Here is a 16,665-nt window from a genome sequence, read left to right on the forward strand (position 1 = left end):
AATGCAATTCTAATATAAAATAATTTTCAGTCTAGGACTGCGCTACTCCAGCTTGAATCATTACGGGTAAGCCTTGCTGTAGCCTTTGACCTAAATTGACACAAGTATCAACCATAATACTTTGCGCATCAACTACTGAATAATTATGTTGCGGTGCTTTCTCTTGGGCCAAAGAAAGTTCTGTACAACCTAAAATAACCACGTCGGCTCCAAAATCATGCACCATTCGCTTGAGAATCTGATGATATAACTGTGCATCAACTATCCCTTGTTCTTTGATACAATCATAGATCAAAGTCATCACATCCGCCTGCAGCTGTTCATCACCCAACGTATAATCTAATCCCTGTTGTTGTAATTCTTGTTGATAGACTTGATCCGCTAAAGTACCTTTCGTGGCAATTAATCCCACTTTTTGCGCTCGGGGATAGTGCTGTTTCAAATAGCTAACAGCACTCCGGGGCATATGCAATAATGGAATTGACGTCTCTTGTTGTAATTGTTCATAGAAATAATGCGCAGTATTGCAAATAATAACCATAAAAGCGGGCTGTAAGAGTGATTGTTGTTGAATATCTTCTAACAAATCGGGATAAAAATTCGGTTTTTGATGATCCAAAATATAATCGGTTCGATCAGGAATACTAGCATGATTGACTAATAAATAATTTAAATATTCTTGATCCTTAATTGCAGGGGTTCTTGCATTTAACAGACGCACAAAACTTTCCGTGGCTGCCGTGCCCATGCCGCCAATAATTGTAAAAAAGTCTTTCATCGCTATCCCTCAATTTCCTGAACTATCTGTTGTGCCACATTTAAGTCATTGGGATAATCCACATTCACACCACGAATTTTTTGGTACTTATCTTCACCTTTACCAGCTAACACGACAATATCTTGCGGTTGACTAGTAGTAATCGCCGCTTGAATCGCCTGCTGACGATCTAGAATAATTGCCACTTGCACTTTCGTATGATCAATTAACTGATTGATTTCTTCACAAATAGCTTGAGGATCTTCAAATCCCGGATCATCAGTCGTTAAATACGCCTGATTAGCGTATTTACTTAGAGCTTTAGCAAAACCTGAACGCCGCGAAACGCCCTTGTCGCCCGTACTACCAACTACCACGATAATTTTGGATTGTGGATTTTCCGTTTTTAAAAAATGTAACAACGCCGACATGCTAGCGTAATTATGCGCATAATCAACGTAAATTGTGCCGTGTTGCTTGGTCTTAATTGATTCCATCCGTCCCGGAATATGAACATCCATAATAGATGTTTGAGCCAATTCATAAGGGGCCCCCGCAATCCCAGCACCAATAATTGCGGCAGTCGCATTAGCTTCGTTAAAGTCACCAATCAAACTTAATTGATAATCACCAGCAATATTCAGTTGCTGAGCTTTAGCACTTTGGGCCCTGATCGTAAATTCACTTTCTGCCAATGTACTCTCTTTACTCTGATAAACAAAGTCCGCCACTTGTTCATTGCCACCTTGGCGTGAAAAAACATACAGTTTAGAACTAGGAGTTGTCGCTTTAGCTGCTAAATATACTTCGTCAAAATAGTCAGTATCTCCATTAATCACACAACTCTTTGAATTTACTAAGAGCTGTAATTTGCAATGAAGATAATCGGCAAAATCGGGATGTTCATTGGGACCAATATGATCAGGTGAGATGTTTAAAAAGAAGCCAACATCATATGTTAAACCATAAACACGGTTACGCTTATAAGCCTGTGATGAAACTTCCATCACCAAATGCGTCATCCCACTATCTACGGCTTCACGCATATCATGAAATAAATCCAGTGATTCTGGAGTAGTTAAATTGGACTTAAATTTCTGACTGGGCTTCGGTCCTAAAATCCGATCAATCGTCGAAAATAAGGCGGTCTTTTGATTCGAATAATTTTGCAAAATTCCACGTGTAAAGTAGGACGAAGTCGTTTTCCCTTTAGTTCCTGTAAAAGCAATAATAAACAGATCATTCTGTGGGTAACCATAAAAAGCCGCCCCTAATAACGCCATCGCTTTCTGCACGTCGGTTACAATTAAGGCATTCATGCCCTTGATATCTGGATATGCTACTTCAGAAACATAGGTTGTTGCTCCATTAGCCTGAGCCTGCTTTAAATAACTTTCTTTAAAATGTGTTCCTTTGCAAAAGAACATGCCATCCTTTTGTGCCTGCCGTGAATCGTAAGTTACGGCGGTAATTTCATTGTCAAACACAATATCAGCCTGTTTTAGCAACTTATGTTCCTGCAATAATAAAGTACAACCATTTAAAATCAAAGTCATGATTTATCTCCTTCACTGGTTAAATTTTTCGGTAAGTCAATCTGAAAACAAGTTTGTTGTGCATCAGAGTGGACTGTAATCTGTCCATGTTGCATTTGCACCAAGCTTTTGGCAATGGCCAACCCTAAGCCTGTTCCCCCCGTTTTACTCGAACGAGACTGATCGACACGATAAAAACGATCAAACAAGTGTTGCTGATTTTCTGGAGCAATCGCTTGGCCATTATTAATCACCTGTAAAATTACGTGATCTTGTTGTTCTTTAGCGCACAACCAAATATGATCGGCACCTTGACCATACTTGATGGCATTAATTACTAAATTATTAAAAACTCGCCCAAGCTTTTGACTATCAGCTTGCATGATTAACTGTGGAACAGCACTAACCACTTCCATTTGAATATGCTGCTTTTTAGCTTCTAATTCAAAATCTGCATCAATCTGTTCCAACATTTGAATCATATCGAATGTTTGAATATTTAATTTAGTGTTCGAGTTATTAGCACGAACATATTCAAATAAATCATTCACTAACGAACGTAACTGTAACGATTTTTGATAAGCAATATGCACGTATTTTTGCACATCGGCCGTTGACGTTTGCGGATTTTGTTCAATTAAACCTAAAAAGCCAATAATTGACGTCAATGGCGTCCGTAAATCATGACTCACATTAGTAATCAATTCGTCTTTACTTTGTTCCGCAGCCACTTGATTTTTCATGGATTCACTGGCGGTTTGCATCACTTTATCCATTTGTTGAATTAATTGTTGCAGTTCCAAAATAGTAATACCATCAGCACTAGTCGCTTCGCCACGCGCCAAATGTTGCAGATAATACTGTGTACGATGTAATTGGCGTTGATATAAATATTGATAGGCTAAAAGAATTATTACTAACCCGTCTAACAATCCTATCAACCACCATAACTGGGGCGTTTGATTAATCACCGTGGCCCATTTGAGTTCACCGCCGACGGCCAATACGAAAATAATGGTCGTTATATAAACTACCCACCGACGGGACAGCATTGCCTTCATGTTTAAGCCTCCACTTTGTAGCCAACACCCCAAACGGTTTCGATGACTTGTTCACCATTAGTTGCTTCTTCTAATTTATCACGCAAATGACTCACATGAACCATCACTGTTTTGGCAGAAATCACACTTTCTTGCTTCCAGACACGCTCAAAGATCTCATCTGCAGAAAAGACGCGATTAGGATGACTGGCTAGTAAATATAAAATGCCAAATTCCAATGCTGTGAGTTGCACTTTCACTCCCGCATTGGTCACGACTTCGTGGGAGCTTTTATCGATGGTAATTGGTCCAATTTCTAATTTATCTGGTAAAATTTCGTGACCTTGAGCATGGGTCCGGCGCAACAAAGATTTCACCCGGGCCATCACCTCTAACGGATTAAAGGGTTTAACCACATAGTCATCAGCACCCGTAATTAGTCCTTGGATTTTATCCAAATCACTAGTTTTGGCAGAAACTACAATAATGGGAATTTGTGAATCCTTACGTAATTTTTTAATCACTTCAATTCCTGACATGCCGGGCATCATAATGTCTAATATTAAGAGTGCAATATCCGGATTAGCTTTTAATTGATCGAGCGCTTGTACACCAGAATTAGCAACAACTGGTTGATAGCCTTCATTTTTTAAATAAATGCTGAGCAGTTCCACAATATCTTGGTCATCGTCTACCACTAAAATTTTCAACAATTATCGCCTCACAAGTTAACTTATATCTCCCAAACTTAACCATATCATACCATATCTTAAGAAACGCTTATTGCCGCACATTACTCTGTTTGAATTGATGCCAATCCCAAATTGTTAAAATTAATAATAAAATACTCAATGTTAAAGCTGATTTGCCACTAGCACCGAGACTTAGTGGTTGCATGACACCACTTTTAGCGGCAAAGCTCAAACTCACATGTAAGATTAACCAACCACCAAAATACCACAGTAAGTTCCAAACATTACCCCACTTAATTAACTTTTTCCCAAAATGATTCGGCATCAAGGCGCCCAAGATAATCAATAATGGTCCGGCAGCAATAATCCATAATCCTAGATCCGGATTAATTTGAAAATGTAAGTAATAATTTAACAAGTTAAGTGCTTGTTTAATAGTCTGCGCTAAAGAGAAATTAGTCACCACATTGCTGCCAAAAAAGTTATTACTAAAAAAGTTTGGCCAGTAGCTGCTACTCAATAAAATACCTGCAATAATTAATAACAGCCACGAGCGCTGATTTTTTGACTTGGTTGTTGGCGCAACCGTTGACACTTCTGTTACTCCCGCTTGAGTTTGTGGTTGTAAGGGTTTGGTAAAATTCGGTTGTTGATAGTGATCAGCGCGCGCTTTGATCATTGGACGCCGTTTAATAGCCGCAGAAGTTGCCGGCTGTTTGCGGCGAAAAGCATTCCGGATTTTTTGATCCAGATTAGTTTGCCGCCGATTAGCGTGCCAATAACCGGCCGCAATCAATCCCAGTGCGACCACTAAGCTCAACCATTTACCGATATAAACATAAGTCAAAATAACAAAAATAACGGCTAAAACATCCATAATGGGATTATTCTTGAGCCAGAGCAAAAAACTGACCATAGAATTAGTCGAAGATTGATGATAACGCTGTGCCCGCGAATAAGTTTGATCTCTACCATCAGCATCAGCGTGCGCTCTTTGCGGCTTCGCCACTAATTGATAACCACAGGTCGGACATTTTTTGGCATTAGCTTTGATTTTGGCACCACAGTTGGGACAATATTGCATCAAAATCATCCTTTCAATTTCAGTTATATTAATTGATAATTATAGTTTTATCTTAAAGGATAATTATGAAGAATTACCAAATTTTATCAACTAAATTTTTAAACAAATTAAGCGCAACCAACAAAATAGGTGCTGGCTGCGCTTAATCAGACATTTTATTAAAATTTACGAAATCGTTCTTTGCGCTGTTGCAATAAATCAGACAAACTTAACTGATCGAATTGAGCCAATTGTTGATCAATCAAGGTCTGTAATTGTTTGGCTTGCTCATCTAAAACCGTCTCGGGTAAAACTTGTTCAATAATTTGATTTTGTTTCAACCAAGCGGGTTCAATATGCATCATTTCCGCTGCTTTATTAGCCAGCTTGGAATCTTTCCACATAATAGAAGCAAAGCCTTCTGGCGAAAGAACAGTATACATACTGTGTTCTAGCATCCACACTTGATCAGAACAGGCCAAAGCTAACGCGCCACCCGAACCTGCTTCGCCAATAATAATAGTTAAAATGGGAACTTGCAGTTGCAACATTTCACTGATGCTCTTAGCCAATATTTGGCCTTGACCTTTCACTTCAGCCTCTTCACCCGGATAAGCACCTGGAGTATTAATCAACGTGACAATTGGTGCACCCATTTTTTGCGCTAATTTCATTACGCGTAAAGCTTTCCGATAACCTTGCGGGGTTGGACTACCAAAATGAGTGGCTAGGCGTTCCTCTAATTCCTGACCTTTATTCGTGGCTACTACCGCCACCGTCCGTTGCTTGAGCTTAGCAAAGCCGGCAATAATCGCCGGATCATCACTATCCACTTGATCGCCATGTACAGCAAAAAAGTCCGTAAATAATTGATCAATCAGCGGTTGCAAGTCAGCTTTCCTATCACTTCGCGCACCTTCCATGATCGTACTAACTTGTTTACTCACTTTGCGCAGCTCCCTTCCACTTTTGACCAGCAAAAATTGTCAAGATTTGATCTAATTTCTGTAGTTGTTGTGGTCGCGCCACAATTTCATCAATAAAACCATGCTGATAAGCGTTTTCTACACTTTGAAAATCTGAAGGCAATTTCTTATTGATGGTTTGCTCAATGACGCGCCGCCCAGCAAAACCTAACAACGCTTGGGGTTCTGCTAGCGTAATATCAGCCTGTGAGGCAAAGCTAGCTGTTACGCCTCCGGTAGTAGGATCCATGATCACTGCCACATACAATAATCCAGCTTGGCGATGTTCATTAATTGCTTGCGAGATTTTCGCCATCTGCATTAAGGAATGAATTCCTTCTTGCATCCGAGCACCACCAGAAGCAGTGAACATAACAACTGGTAATTTTCGTTCTGTTGCTTGCTCAAATAAACGGGTAATTTTTTCACCAGTAGCTGTTCCTAAACTTCCCATAATGAAGTTAGGATCCATAATTCCTAAAGCCACATCATGTTGAGCCAACTTGGCTTGTCCAGTTAAAACTGAATCCAACAATTTTGTCTTCGTCTGAGCCTTATGCAATTTCTCTTGATAATCTGGAAACTTTAAAGGATCAGTCGTGGCTAACTCAGCATCCCATTCTTGAAAATCTTTCGTTAACATCTTCAAGCGTTGGCGAGCATTCACCCGAAAACCATAACCACATTCCGGACAAACTTGAAATTTACCGGCCCGCCGAAAATAAAACTTACTGCCACAATGAGGACAATAACGAAAAATTCCTTGTGGAACATTATGATAATAACTATTTAAGGCTTGAATCGGATGAGGCGCAAAATGATTTTCACTCATCGTCACTAGCCCCCTTTGAGGATTGTGCCATATATTGCGGTAAAAACTTTTGATCAATATATGTGGTCAAATAATGACCTTGGCGAACTTCCTCTTGTTGTAATAATTGAATCAAGAAATCATCGTTCGTCGTGACACCATCAATTTTGAATTCTCGCAATGAATTAATCAAACGGCGCAAAACGACCGGGCGCTGTGAACCAAAAGCAATAATCTTAATAATCATTGAATCATAAAATGGTGATATCTGATCACCACTGTTCACGCCACTTTCAACGCGAACCCCTAGCCCACCGGGCCAGGACATTTGCTTAATCTGACCAGCCTGCGGTTGAAAATTCTTTTTCGGATCTTCCGCATTAATTCTCGCTTCGATAGCTGCACCATGGATCTGCACATCCGCTTGCGTCATGGACAAATCAGCGCCTGCAGCAATTTTTAATTGCTCTTGCACCAAATCAACTTGCGCTACTTCTTCAGTAATAGAATGTTCTACCTGAATCCGCGTATTCATTTCCATGAAATAAAAATGATGTTGCGGATCCATTAAAAATTCAATCGTCCCTACATTTTGATAGTCAATTGCTTTGACTGCGCGAATGGCTAACTGCTGCAAATGTTGCCGTTCTTGCTCATTAATCTCTACGCAAGGCGTTTCTTCCAAAACTTTTTGTTGCCGTCGTTGTAAGGAACAGTCTCGTTCAGGCAAGGCCACCACGTGCCCTGCTTGATCAGCCATAATCTGAACTTCAATATGCTTAGCAGGAGAGATAATCTTTTCCAAATACATGCGGTCATCACCAAAAGATAACTTTGCTTCTTCTTGCGCTTGCACAAAAGAATCACTTAATTCTTCTGGTTTAAAAACTTTACGAATTCCTTTACCGCCACCACCAGCAGCGGCTTTGAGCATGACTGGATAACCGACTTTTTGGGCAATTGCTAATGCTTCTTGCGCATTAGCGACAAAACCTTCACTACCCGGAATAACCGGCACCTCATTTTGTTGCATGGTAATCCGCGCATTAGCCTTATTACCCATCAACGCAATGGTTTTGGCCTTAGGACCAATAAAAGTCAACTGACATTCTTCACACAATTGTGCAAATTCCGGACTTTCGGATAAAAAGCCATAACCTGGGTGGATTGCTTGCGCTCCTGTTAATAAAGCCGCACTCACAATGTTTTGCATATTCAAATAGGAATCAGCTGGTTGTGGGCCACCAATGCAAACTGCTTCATCGGCTTCTTTCACATGTTGTGCATTTTTATCAGCCGTTGAATAAACTGCTACTGAGGTAATATTTAATTCGCGTAAAGCGCGAATAATCCGCACAGCAATTTCCCCACGGTTGGCAATTAAAACTTTTTCCAACATTTCAACTCTCACCTACTGTACGGCAAATGTTAATTCACCAGAACAAGCAATTTGGTCATCAACATAAGCAGTCGCTTTACCAATACCAATATTTCCACGTAATTTATCTAATTTAACTTCCAAACGTAAACTATCGCCGGGACGTACCATTTGCCGGAATTTAACTTTCTTAACACCACCGAAATAAGCGGTCTTGCCTTTAAATTCAGGCATCGTTAATAAAGCAATTGCCCCTGTTTGTGCCAAAGCTTCCAAGATTAAAGCTCCAGGCATCACGGGGTTACCCGGAAAATGTCCCTGGAAATAACTTTCATTGACAGAAACATTCTTGCGACCAATTGCATATTGACCAGGTTGATAATCTAGTACTCGATCGACTAATAACATTGGGTAACGATGTGGTAAAATTTCTTGAATTTGGACAACATCTAAACTTTGTTTATTTTCATTTGCTTCCATTAATCTTCTGAGCCCTCCTAATTGGGTGTGACAGTAAATAGGGGTTGATCATATTCCACAACCTCTTCATCAGAAACTAAGATTTCACTAATAGTTCCCTTAATCTCACTCTTAACTTCTGTCATCATCTTCATTGCTTCAATGACACAAACAACATCGCCCACTTCTACTTGATCCCCAACTTTTTTAAATTGTGGTTGGTCAGGAGAAGATTGGAGATAAACAATCCCAACTAAAGGCGACTTGATTTGCGGCAATTGTGCTGTATCTTCTACCACAGTAGCTTGATTATCTGGTACTACTGAACTAGGAGTTACGGTGGCTGGAGCAGTTTGACTTTGCTTGCTCAAATACAAATGTCCACCATCAAAATCCAAATCTAATTCATTAATGTTACTTTGATTAACTTGCTTCATGAGAGCTTGAATTTCTTCAAAAGTCATTTAAGCTTGCCACCTTTTCATTGCTAGAACTGCATTATGACCACCAAAACCAAAGGAGTTGCTGAGTGCATAATCAATTGTCCGTTGGTTATTGTTAGTTGTTACTAGGTTCACATCACAGTCTGCATCTTGATTCATAATTCCAACATTCACTGGCAATTGTCCAGATTGTAATGCCAAGGTTGTGGCAACTGCTTCGACTGCACCCGCAGCGCCCAATAAATGACCAGTCATACTCTTCGTACTGGAGACTAAAACTGAACTATCAGCACCAAAAACTTGATTAATAGCCTTTGATTCTGCCGAGTCATTGCCTTTAGTTCCCGTGCCATGAGCATTAATATAGCCCACTTGTTGCGGCGTGATTTGGGCTTCTTGCATAGCTAAACTCATTGCCCGCGCCGCTTGGGTACCTTTCGGGTCTGGAGAAGTAATATGGTAAGCATCAGATGTTGTTCCATAGCCAACAATTTCACCCAAAATTTCAGCACCACGTGCTTGCGCATGTTCTAAAGATTCCAAAATTAACGTTCCGGCACCCTCGCCCATCACAAAGCCTGAACGACTTTCGTCAAATGGTAGGCTAGCTTTGGTCGGATCAGTGGCCTTAGACAAGGTTGACAAAGACGCAAAACCTGCAATCCCAATCTGATTAATGGAAGCTTCTGAACCACCAGTAATCATAACGTCACTACGTCCATCTTTAATTTGACGGTAAGCTTCACCGATCGCATTCGTACTGGAAGCACAAGCAGTCACAATTGTCGTACTAATATTATGGGCCTGGTAACGCATAGACAAATTACCAGCTGCCATATTAGCAATCGCAGTGGGCACAAACATTGGCGAAACCCGATCCGCACCCTTATCATGCATTTTGATCACTTGTTGTTGAATTGTCGTTAAACCGCCAATACCAGAACCCCAGATTACGCCTAAACGATCGGCATCAGTATTCTCAGCATTGATTTGGGCTTGCGCCATGGCTTCATCGCTAGCATAAACCGCATATTGGGTAAAAGCATCCATGCGCTTCGTATCTTTTTTTGTTAAATGCTGTAACGCATCAAAATCATCTAACTGTCCAGCAACTGTAACTCCTGTACTAGTTGCATCAAAATAAGTAATTGGTTCAAAACCAATCTTTTGTGAATTTAAACCTGCTTGAAAACTAGCAACATCGTTACCGATAGGGGTAACAGCCCCTAGTCCTGTTATTACTACTCTTGTCATAATGATTCTCCTTACTGCATTGTTAAGCCGCCATCGACCGTCAATGTTTGGCCAGTAATATAATTATTTTGAGCCAAAAAGACAGCAGTTTGGGCAATTTCTTCAACTTGACCAAAGCGCTGTAGTGGAATTTGTTTAATAATTTCTTGTTGCCGTTTATCACTTAATTGCTGCGTCATTTGGGTATCAATCATTCCGGGAGCAATTGCATTACAACGTAAATTACGCAAAGCCACTTCTTTCGCAACTGATTTCGTTAACCCAATGATGCCGGCTTTACTGGCAGCATAATTAGCCTGACCAATATTACCAGTCAAGCCAACAACACTGGCTAAATTAATAAAACATCCCGAACGTTGTTTGTACATTGGCCGTAATGCCTGACGAATAACATTAAAAGTTCCCACTAAATTAGTTTGTAAGACACTGTCAAAGTCTTCTTGTGACATCCGGTTCAATAAACCATCGCGAGTAATTCCTGCATTATTAACTACAACATCAATGTGGCCCGCTGCAGCCAATGTTTGCTTAATTAATTGTTCTGCAGAGTCCATCTGCGTCACGTCAGCACTAATATCAAAACATTGAACCCCAAAAGCGGTAATTTGAGCTTGCACGTCGGCACTAATGGGATGCCGCGCATTTAAAACGATATTCGCTCCTTGCTGTGCAAAAGCTTTGGCAATTGCTAAACCAATACCTCGTGAGCTACCGGTTATTAAAACTACTTTGTCTTTGAGTTCCATTAATCCATTGCCTCCAACGCTGTAATTGTCTGTTGCAGTCCATCATAACTATCAACTTGATAAGTAGGAATCTTCCGCACAATCTTTTTAGCAAAGCCTAATAAGGTTTTCCCAGGTCCCAACTCCAGAACTGCCGTTAAATCTGATGCTTGCTGTTGTAAAGTAGCTGCAAAATAAGTGGTCGAAACTAACTGTTGCGTAAGATTATCACTCAAAGTTTGCGGAGCAAATTCTTGTTTAGTGGTCGTACTAAATACTGGAAATGTTCCGGTCTGCCAATTAACTTTCGTTAAGGCCGAATTTAATTGTGCCTGAATTGGTTGCATCAACGGTGTATGAAAAGCTCCACTAACTTTTAATGGAACAACCCGTAGTTTTTCCTGCTGCTGCTTTAATAAATCAACAGCCCGCTCTACTGCTGTAGGGACGCCACCAATGACAATCTGTTGTGGTGTATTAACATTGGCCACACCAATGGCACCGAATTGACTAGCTTGCTGAACTGCTTGTTCAACACTAGCTAAATCGGCTTTCATAATGGCGACCATTTCACTGGCCGTTTGCTCACTAGCTTGTTGCATTAATTCGCCACGCCGCTTAATCAATTGCAAACCGGTAGCAAAATCAACGTAACCACTGCTAGTTAAAGCACTATATTCGCCTAAGCTTAGTCCTAAGCCAAAGCAATCTTTAGTAGTTAAATAGTCTTTTAATTCCTGATATAAGCTCCAACTCATGGCCAAAATAGCCGGTTGCGCCAAGCGCGTTTGTGCTAACTGATCAGACAAAGCTGCATCATATAAAATACTTGGCAAGTCTAACTGTAAAATTTCGGCTGCTTGATCAATATGCTGCTTAAAACTTGGCAAACTTTCGTACAGGTCCTGTGTAATTCCTGTTTTTTGGGCACCTTGACCGCTAAACAGTAATCCCAACATCTTAATAGTCACCGCCTAAAAGCCGATCTGCCCGGGAATAAACATCTTCCAAGATCTCAGCTGCTGGTTGTTCTTTTTTAACCAAACCAGAGATTTCACCAGCCATATAAGCACCGGTCTTGGCATCACCATCTAAAACTGCACGCCGCAAACTACCATTACCTAATTCTTCAATATCACTATAATTAGGATGCTCTTTAGCGGCTTCAGCTTTTTCTAACTTCACATAAGTCTTAGCCATTTTGTTTTTCAAAACTCTAGATGGATGACCTGCAAAGTCACCGGTAACCATTGTGCTGGCATCATTAGCCTTCAAAACCGCTTTTTTATAAGTGGGATGAACTTTAGATTCGGTAGCTACTAAAAAGCGGGTTCCCATTTGGACACCTTGCGCACCCAGCATCATAGCCGCTGCCAAACCACGGCCATCACCAATACCACCAGCCGCAATGACAGGAATATTAACCGCATCAACCACTTGAGGAACTAAGGCCATTGTCGTTAACTTTCCAATATGACCACCAGATTCCATACCTTCTGCAATCACGGCATCTGCACCAACACGTTCCATCATTTTGGCCAATGCTACAGAACCAACGACTGGAATAACTTTGATATTAGCCGCTTTAAAGCGTGTAAAGTAATCGCCAGGATTACCAGCACCCGTAGTAACTAAAGCGATGCTGTCTTTATATTCCAAGACAACTTCCACCACTTCTTCAACATGCGGTGACAATAACATAACATTGACCCCGAAAGGTCGATCGGTTAAAGACCGCGCAATTTTAATCTCTTCGGCAATTGCAGAACCTGGTGCATTGCCTGCACCAATAATTCCTAAACCACCAGCATTGGAAACAGCGGCCGCCAATTTACCATCAGCGACCCAGGCCATTCCCCCTTGAAAAATCGGATATTTCAATCCCAGACTTTGAATAAATGGACTTAACTTCATGCTTAATCTTCCTTTGCTTCTAGTTGTTGCTTCACAAAATCAACTAGATCTTGCACAGTTTGAATACCATCTTCATTTTCAATTTTGATGTCAAATTCATCTTCTAATTCGTTGATTACTTCAAAAATATCCAAACTATCAGCATTTAAATCATCTTTGATATTAGCTTGTAAAGTAACTTCTTCTTCTTCTTCACCTGTTTGGTCGACAATAATTTCTTTGACTTTGTTAAAAATTTCTTGATCTGACATAATATAAAACTCCCTTATAATTAAAATTAATAAACTAACGCTAAACTACCGACGGTTAAACCTCCGCCAAAACCACTTAAGATCAACTTTTGCCCGCGTTGAATTTGCTTGTTTGCAACACTTTGCGCCAATAGTAATGGTACACTAGCTGCCGAAGTATTGCCAAATTCTGCAACATTCTGCAAAAACTTAGTTACGGGTTGATCTAAATGTTGTGCAATACTTTTAATAATGCGCCCATTTGCTTGATGCAATAAAAAGTAATCAATATCATTCACGTTCCAATTAGCTTTGGCTAAAACACGTTGAATGGAATTGGGTACTTCATGGGTGGCAAAGCGATAAACAGCATGACCATCCATCATAAAATAACGCTGTTGTGGATCAGTTTGATCTTGATTAAAGATCGAATTTAACGGCAAATACCCAGCTGTGAGTGCCGAACTTTGCGCACCTAAGGTTTGCAAATCCTCAGCCACCAATCCTGGATGCTTAGCATCAGCTTCCACCAAAACGCCTGCAGCACCATCACCAAATAAGACCGCGGTTGAACGATCTTGCCAATCAACCAATTTAGATAAAGTTTCCGCACCAATCACTAAACCACGTTGGTAAGTAGTTGCTAACAGTTTATCAGCCAAAGCTAAGCCGTAAATAAACCCCGAACAAGCTGCACTAATATCAAACGCAAATGCTTGATTGGCTTGTAACTTGCCTTGAACTAAAGCCGCTGTGGATGGTGTTTGATAATCTGGTGACATCGTCGCCACAATAATAAAATCTAAACTAGTTGCTGGTAAATCACTAGCTGCTAATAACTGCTGTGCTACTTGCAACGCTAAATCTGAAGTTTGTTGCTTTTGCGCAATGTGGCGTTGCTTAATGCCGGTTCTGGAAGCAATCCACTCATCCGAAGTATCCATAAACTTTGTTAGATCATCATTGCTGACAATCTTGTCAGGTACATAATAAGCTGTTTGCTTAATTCTCAATCCCAATCTGGATTACTCCTTTGTTTTATCGATATGCGCGGGAAATTCTAAAAAGGCTCGTAAATTGAGTAAGGCATGTTCAATAATCTCAACTTGGTTCTCGTCAAAGTTTTCAATAAACTTAGCTACCATTTGTCGATGAAACAAATCATGTGCTCGATAAACTAAACGGCCTTTTCTCGTCAAACCCAAACGCACAATTCGGCGGTCATCATCGCCATGAATCCGGACGACATAACCTTTACGTACCAAATTATTAACCATTGTCGTGACTGTACCAGGAGTAATCATTAACTCTTCTGCTAATTGCGAACTGGTTTTGTGATCATACATAGTAATTGCATCAATGGCGTGCATTTCTTTAACTGAAATGTCCTTAAAATCACTCTTTTTTAATTCCCGTTCTTCAACCCGCATAATATCAGTATAAACCGTGGTCAATAACCGGTTGATCCGTTGCATTTTATCTTTCATTCGTATTACTCCTATAGAATGTCAAAATAACTGCAACTAATCCGTTAACTACGAACCGCATCCTCGACAATAAACATTAATTCCGCTGTCACTGCTGGCTTATCATGAACCGACGCCACGCAACTAACCAAGCCAATATTTTGACGTTGTCTTTTTAATTCCACTTTTAACTGCAACTGATCGCCAGCATGAACATCAAACAAAAATTCAGCCTTCGGAATCCCACCTAAGTAAGCTGTTTTATTTTTAAAACTCGGTGAGCTCAAAATAAAAATTGAGGCTGCTTGAGCTAAGGTTTCAATAATCAACGTTGATGGCATCACAAATTGTCCCGGTCGATAACTGTCAACAAACGATTCATCAGCGGTTACGTTCTTCACCGCTTGAATTGATTTATCGACTTGCATATCTTGCACTCCGTCCATGAAAAAGATCGGATATCGATTGGGAATTAACGCCCGTATTTCACTTGAATTTAGTTCCATTAAGATTCCAACAGCTCCTTTATTTTATTTCAAACATCAAACTGTTTGATGGCAGTATCATATTGCAACTTGCTTAAAATGTCAAATTTGACTATGATAAAGACCGATTTGAATAGCTTTTAGTTCGTCTCTTTTTACGTAATTATTTTATTTTGAAGCTCAAATTAGTTTACTCATGTGAGGTCTAATTAATTATGCAACATTTAACTTTGTTAGAACAACAATTAAACCAGCAGCTGCCGTTTTTAGCTCAGCAAATTGCTTGGTATGATCAAGTCACTTCCACCAACCAATTATTAAAGCAACAAGTCGCCCGCCAAAAAAAATTTTCACCTCAGCTAGTGATCAGTAATCAACAAACGAATGGCTATGGTAAAAAAGGGCGTAACTTTATTTCTCAAACTGGTGGCATTTATCTCTCACTTGGTTTAGCTTTGCCAAAGTTAACTGCCCAAAATCAAGGACTCTTAACAACCGGTATTGCTTGGTGTTTAAATCAGGCCATTGAACAACAATGGCAACTCGAAACCCAAATTAAATGGGTCAATGATCTTTTAGTCAATGATCAGAAAATTTCTGGAATTTTAGTCGAACAGCCGCGTCCCCAAGTTGCTATTATTGGCATTGGTCTTAATCTTTATCAAGATCACTTAGCAATTGGGGCCAATCTTTTGACCAAACAACCGACTGAGCAAGCAATCTGTCAATTGATCGTCCATTTATTGCAGCAAATCTGGCACTTCAAAGATCATTTTGCGACTGGCTTTTTCTTACCTGACTATCAAGACAAGCTGGCTTGGAAAAACCAGACAGTGCAAGTGCAAATGGGGCCAAAGGTCGTTTACGGCCAAATTGTCGGTGTTACTCAAAAAGCCAGTTTAATTTTACAAACCGCTCACGGCTTGCAAGTCATTGCCAGTGGTGATGCCACGAAGGTGCGAACAATTTAATCAATCACTGACATGGTGCTTATTGCCATTCTCAAATTTGAGAATTTTATCATAATTAATTTTCAACATTCATCATTAAATACCTCAATTAATCACTTACCAAATTGTTGGTAAAATTAAAAAAGAGAAGTTGGGTAAAAAGAAAATATTCGTTGAAATTTACGAAAAATTCTTTTGATCCCCACTTCTCTTTGCTTTTTTACAAAGCTGTTAATACTGCCAAAGCCCCAAAAATCACACCGGCACCATTGCTAACAGCCAATGGATAATCACGATGATCTTTGAACAAAGCATAGATAACCCATAATAAGGTATTCAAGACGGTCGCTAGTGGCTGCGCTGGATTACCCTTCGCTCCATGTAAATTACTAATAATTTGTGGAATATAGGAAACATACATTAAAATCGCTGTTCCCGTAGCAATCCAGCCTAAAGTAGTCATAAATCTTTCTTTTTTTGACATCAACCTTACTCCTC

At 40.1% G+C, this 16,665-nt stretch carries 20 protein-coding genes; 1 reads left to right on the forward strand and 19 read right to left on the reverse strand.

All coding sequences use genetic code 11. The annotated features are described in order from the left end of the window. Positions 1–31: 31 nt before the first annotated feature. The 18 genes from AC3B6Y_RS03775 to fabZ (AC3B6Y_RS03860) all read right to left on the reverse strand — a co-directional run bounded on the left by AC3B6Y_RS03775 (position 32) and on the right by fabZ (AC3B6Y_RS03860) (position 15,238). Entirely contained in the window at positions 32–778 is a 747-nt protein-coding gene (locus AC3B6Y_RS03775) for an aspartate/glutamate racemase family protein (protein WP_489769406.1), read from the reverse strand. A 2-nt stretch (positions 779–780) separates the two neighbouring features. Next, positions 781–2,313 carry a UDP-N-acetylmuramoyl-L-alanyl-D-glutamate--2,6-diaminopimelate ligase gene (locus AC3B6Y_RS03780; protein ID WP_489791438.1) on the reverse strand — a complete coding sequence of 511 codons (1,533 nt, stop codon included), beginning with the start codon at positions 2,311–2,313 and terminating at the stop codon, positions 781–783. Further along, a complete protein-coding gene (locus tag AC3B6Y_RS03785) occupies positions 2,310–3,353 on the reverse strand; it encodes a sensor histidine kinase (protein WP_489791439.1) in 1,044 nt (347 codons plus the stop codon). Before AC3B6Y_RS03785 ends, AC3B6Y_RS03780 begins: the two co-directional genes overlap by 4 nt. A 2-nt stretch (positions 3,354–3,355) precedes the next feature. Next, complete coding sequence (locus AC3B6Y_RS03790; RefSeq protein WP_489769849.1) at positions 3,356–4,042, reverse strand: response regulator transcription factor; 687 nt, start codon at positions 4,040–4,042, stop codon at positions 3,356–3,358. A gap of 70 nt (positions 4,043–4,112) precedes the next feature. Beyond that, the gene (locus AC3B6Y_RS03795; RefSeq protein ID WP_489769404.1) at positions 4,113–5,108 is read right to left on the reverse strand and encodes a zinc ribbon domain-containing protein; all 996 of its coding nucleotides are present in this window, start codon (positions 5,106–5,108) and stop codon (positions 4,113–4,115) included. A 158-nt stretch (positions 5,109–5,266) separates the two neighbouring features. Next, the gene (gene accA, locus AC3B6Y_RS03800) at positions 5,267–6,010 is read right to left on the reverse strand and encodes a carboxyltransferase subunit alpha (RefSeq protein WP_489757691.1); all 744 of its coding nucleotides are present in this window, start codon (positions 6,008–6,010) and stop codon (positions 5,267–5,269) included. Positions 6,011–6,026: 16 nt separating this feature from the next. After that, a complete protein-coding gene (locus AC3B6Y_RS03805; RefSeq protein ID WP_489756815.1) occupies positions 6,027–6,884 on the reverse strand; it encodes an acetyl-CoA carboxylase carboxyltransferase subunit beta in 858 nt (285 codons plus the stop codon). Then, positions 6,877–8,262, reverse strand: a complete 1,386-nt coding sequence (locus AC3B6Y_RS03810) for an acetyl-CoA carboxylase biotin carboxylase subunit (RefSeq protein ID WP_489756816.1) — start codon at positions 8,260–8,262, stop codon at positions 6,877–6,879. Before AC3B6Y_RS03810 ends, AC3B6Y_RS03805 begins: the two co-directional genes overlap by 8 nt. 12 nt (positions 8,263–8,274) lie before the next feature. Next, a complete protein-coding gene (gene fabZ / locus AC3B6Y_RS03815) occupies positions 8,275–8,721 on the reverse strand; it encodes a 3-hydroxyacyl-ACP dehydratase FabZ (protein ID WP_489756817.1) in 447 nt (148 codons plus the stop codon). Positions 8,722–8,738: 17 nt separating this feature from the next. Beyond that, positions 8,739–9,164: an acetyl-CoA carboxylase biotin carboxyl carrier protein gene (locus AC3B6Y_RS03820; protein WP_489756818.1), complete on the reverse strand. Its 426-nt coding sequence runs from the start codon at positions 9,162–9,164 to the stop codon at positions 8,739–8,741. Continuing rightward, positions 9,165–10,397, reverse strand: coding sequence for a beta-ketoacyl-ACP synthase II (gene fabF / locus AC3B6Y_RS03825; protein WP_489769403.1), 1,233 nt, complete (start codon positions 10,395–10,397; stop codon positions 9,165–9,167). Between the two features lie 11 nt (positions 10,398–10,408). Further along, positions 10,409–11,143, reverse strand: coding sequence for a 3-oxoacyl-[acyl-carrier-protein] reductase (gene fabG / locus AC3B6Y_RS03830; RefSeq protein WP_489756820.1), 735 nt, complete (start codon positions 11,141–11,143; stop codon positions 10,409–10,411). Continuing rightward, positions 11,143–12,093, reverse strand: a complete 951-nt coding sequence (locus AC3B6Y_RS03835) for an ACP S-malonyltransferase (protein ID WP_489769402.1) — start codon at positions 12,091–12,093, stop codon at positions 11,143–11,145. The genes fabG and AC3B6Y_RS03835 overlap by 1 nt, the downstream gene beginning before the upstream one ends. Further along, positions 12,083–13,036, reverse strand: a complete 954-nt coding sequence (fabK, locus tag AC3B6Y_RS03840) for an enoyl-[acyl-carrier-protein] reductase FabK (protein WP_489756822.1) — start codon at positions 13,034–13,036, stop codon at positions 12,083–12,085. Before fabK ends, AC3B6Y_RS03835 begins: the two co-directional genes overlap by 11 nt. A gap of 2 nt (positions 13,037–13,038) precedes the next feature. Next, positions 13,039–13,287, reverse strand: a complete 249-nt coding sequence (locus AC3B6Y_RS03845) for an acyl carrier protein (RefSeq protein ID WP_489756823.1) — start codon at positions 13,285–13,287, stop codon at positions 13,039–13,041. Between the two features lie 26 nt (positions 13,288–13,313). After that, entirely contained in the window at positions 13,314–14,285 is a 972-nt protein-coding gene (locus tag AC3B6Y_RS03850) for a beta-ketoacyl-ACP synthase III (protein ID WP_489756824.1), read from the reverse strand. Between the two features lie 6 nt (positions 14,286–14,291). Continuing rightward, the gene (locus tag AC3B6Y_RS03855) at positions 14,292–14,753 is read right to left on the reverse strand and encodes a MarR family winged helix-turn-helix transcriptional regulator (RefSeq protein WP_489756825.1); all 462 of its coding nucleotides are present in this window, start codon (positions 14,751–14,753) and stop codon (positions 14,292–14,294) included. Between the two features lie 44 nt (positions 14,754–14,797). Beyond that, on the reverse strand, positions 14,798–15,238 hold the full coding sequence (gene fabZ / locus AC3B6Y_RS03860) for a 3-hydroxyacyl-ACP dehydratase FabZ (protein ID WP_489756826.1): 441 nt from the start codon (positions 15,236–15,238) through the stop codon (positions 14,798–14,800). Positions 15,239–15,432: 194 nt separating this feature from the next. Here fabZ (AC3B6Y_RS03860) and AC3B6Y_RS03865 point away from each other — a divergent pair, with 194 nt between their 5' ends. Then, positions 15,433–16,188, forward strand: coding sequence for a biotin--[acetyl-CoA-carboxylase] ligase (locus AC3B6Y_RS03865; RefSeq protein WP_489791440.1), 756 nt, complete (start codon positions 15,433–15,435; stop codon positions 16,186–16,188). 199 nt (positions 16,189–16,387) lie between these two features. Here AC3B6Y_RS03865 and AC3B6Y_RS03870 read toward each other — a convergent pair whose 3' ends face one another. After that, positions 16,388–16,651, reverse strand: coding sequence for a SemiSWEET family transporter (locus AC3B6Y_RS03870; RefSeq protein ID WP_489756828.1), 264 nt, complete (start codon positions 16,649–16,651; stop codon positions 16,388–16,390). Positions 16,652–16,665 lie beyond the last annotated feature (14 nt).

The organism is Bombilactobacillus sp. ESL1092 (genome assembly GCF_058107465.1).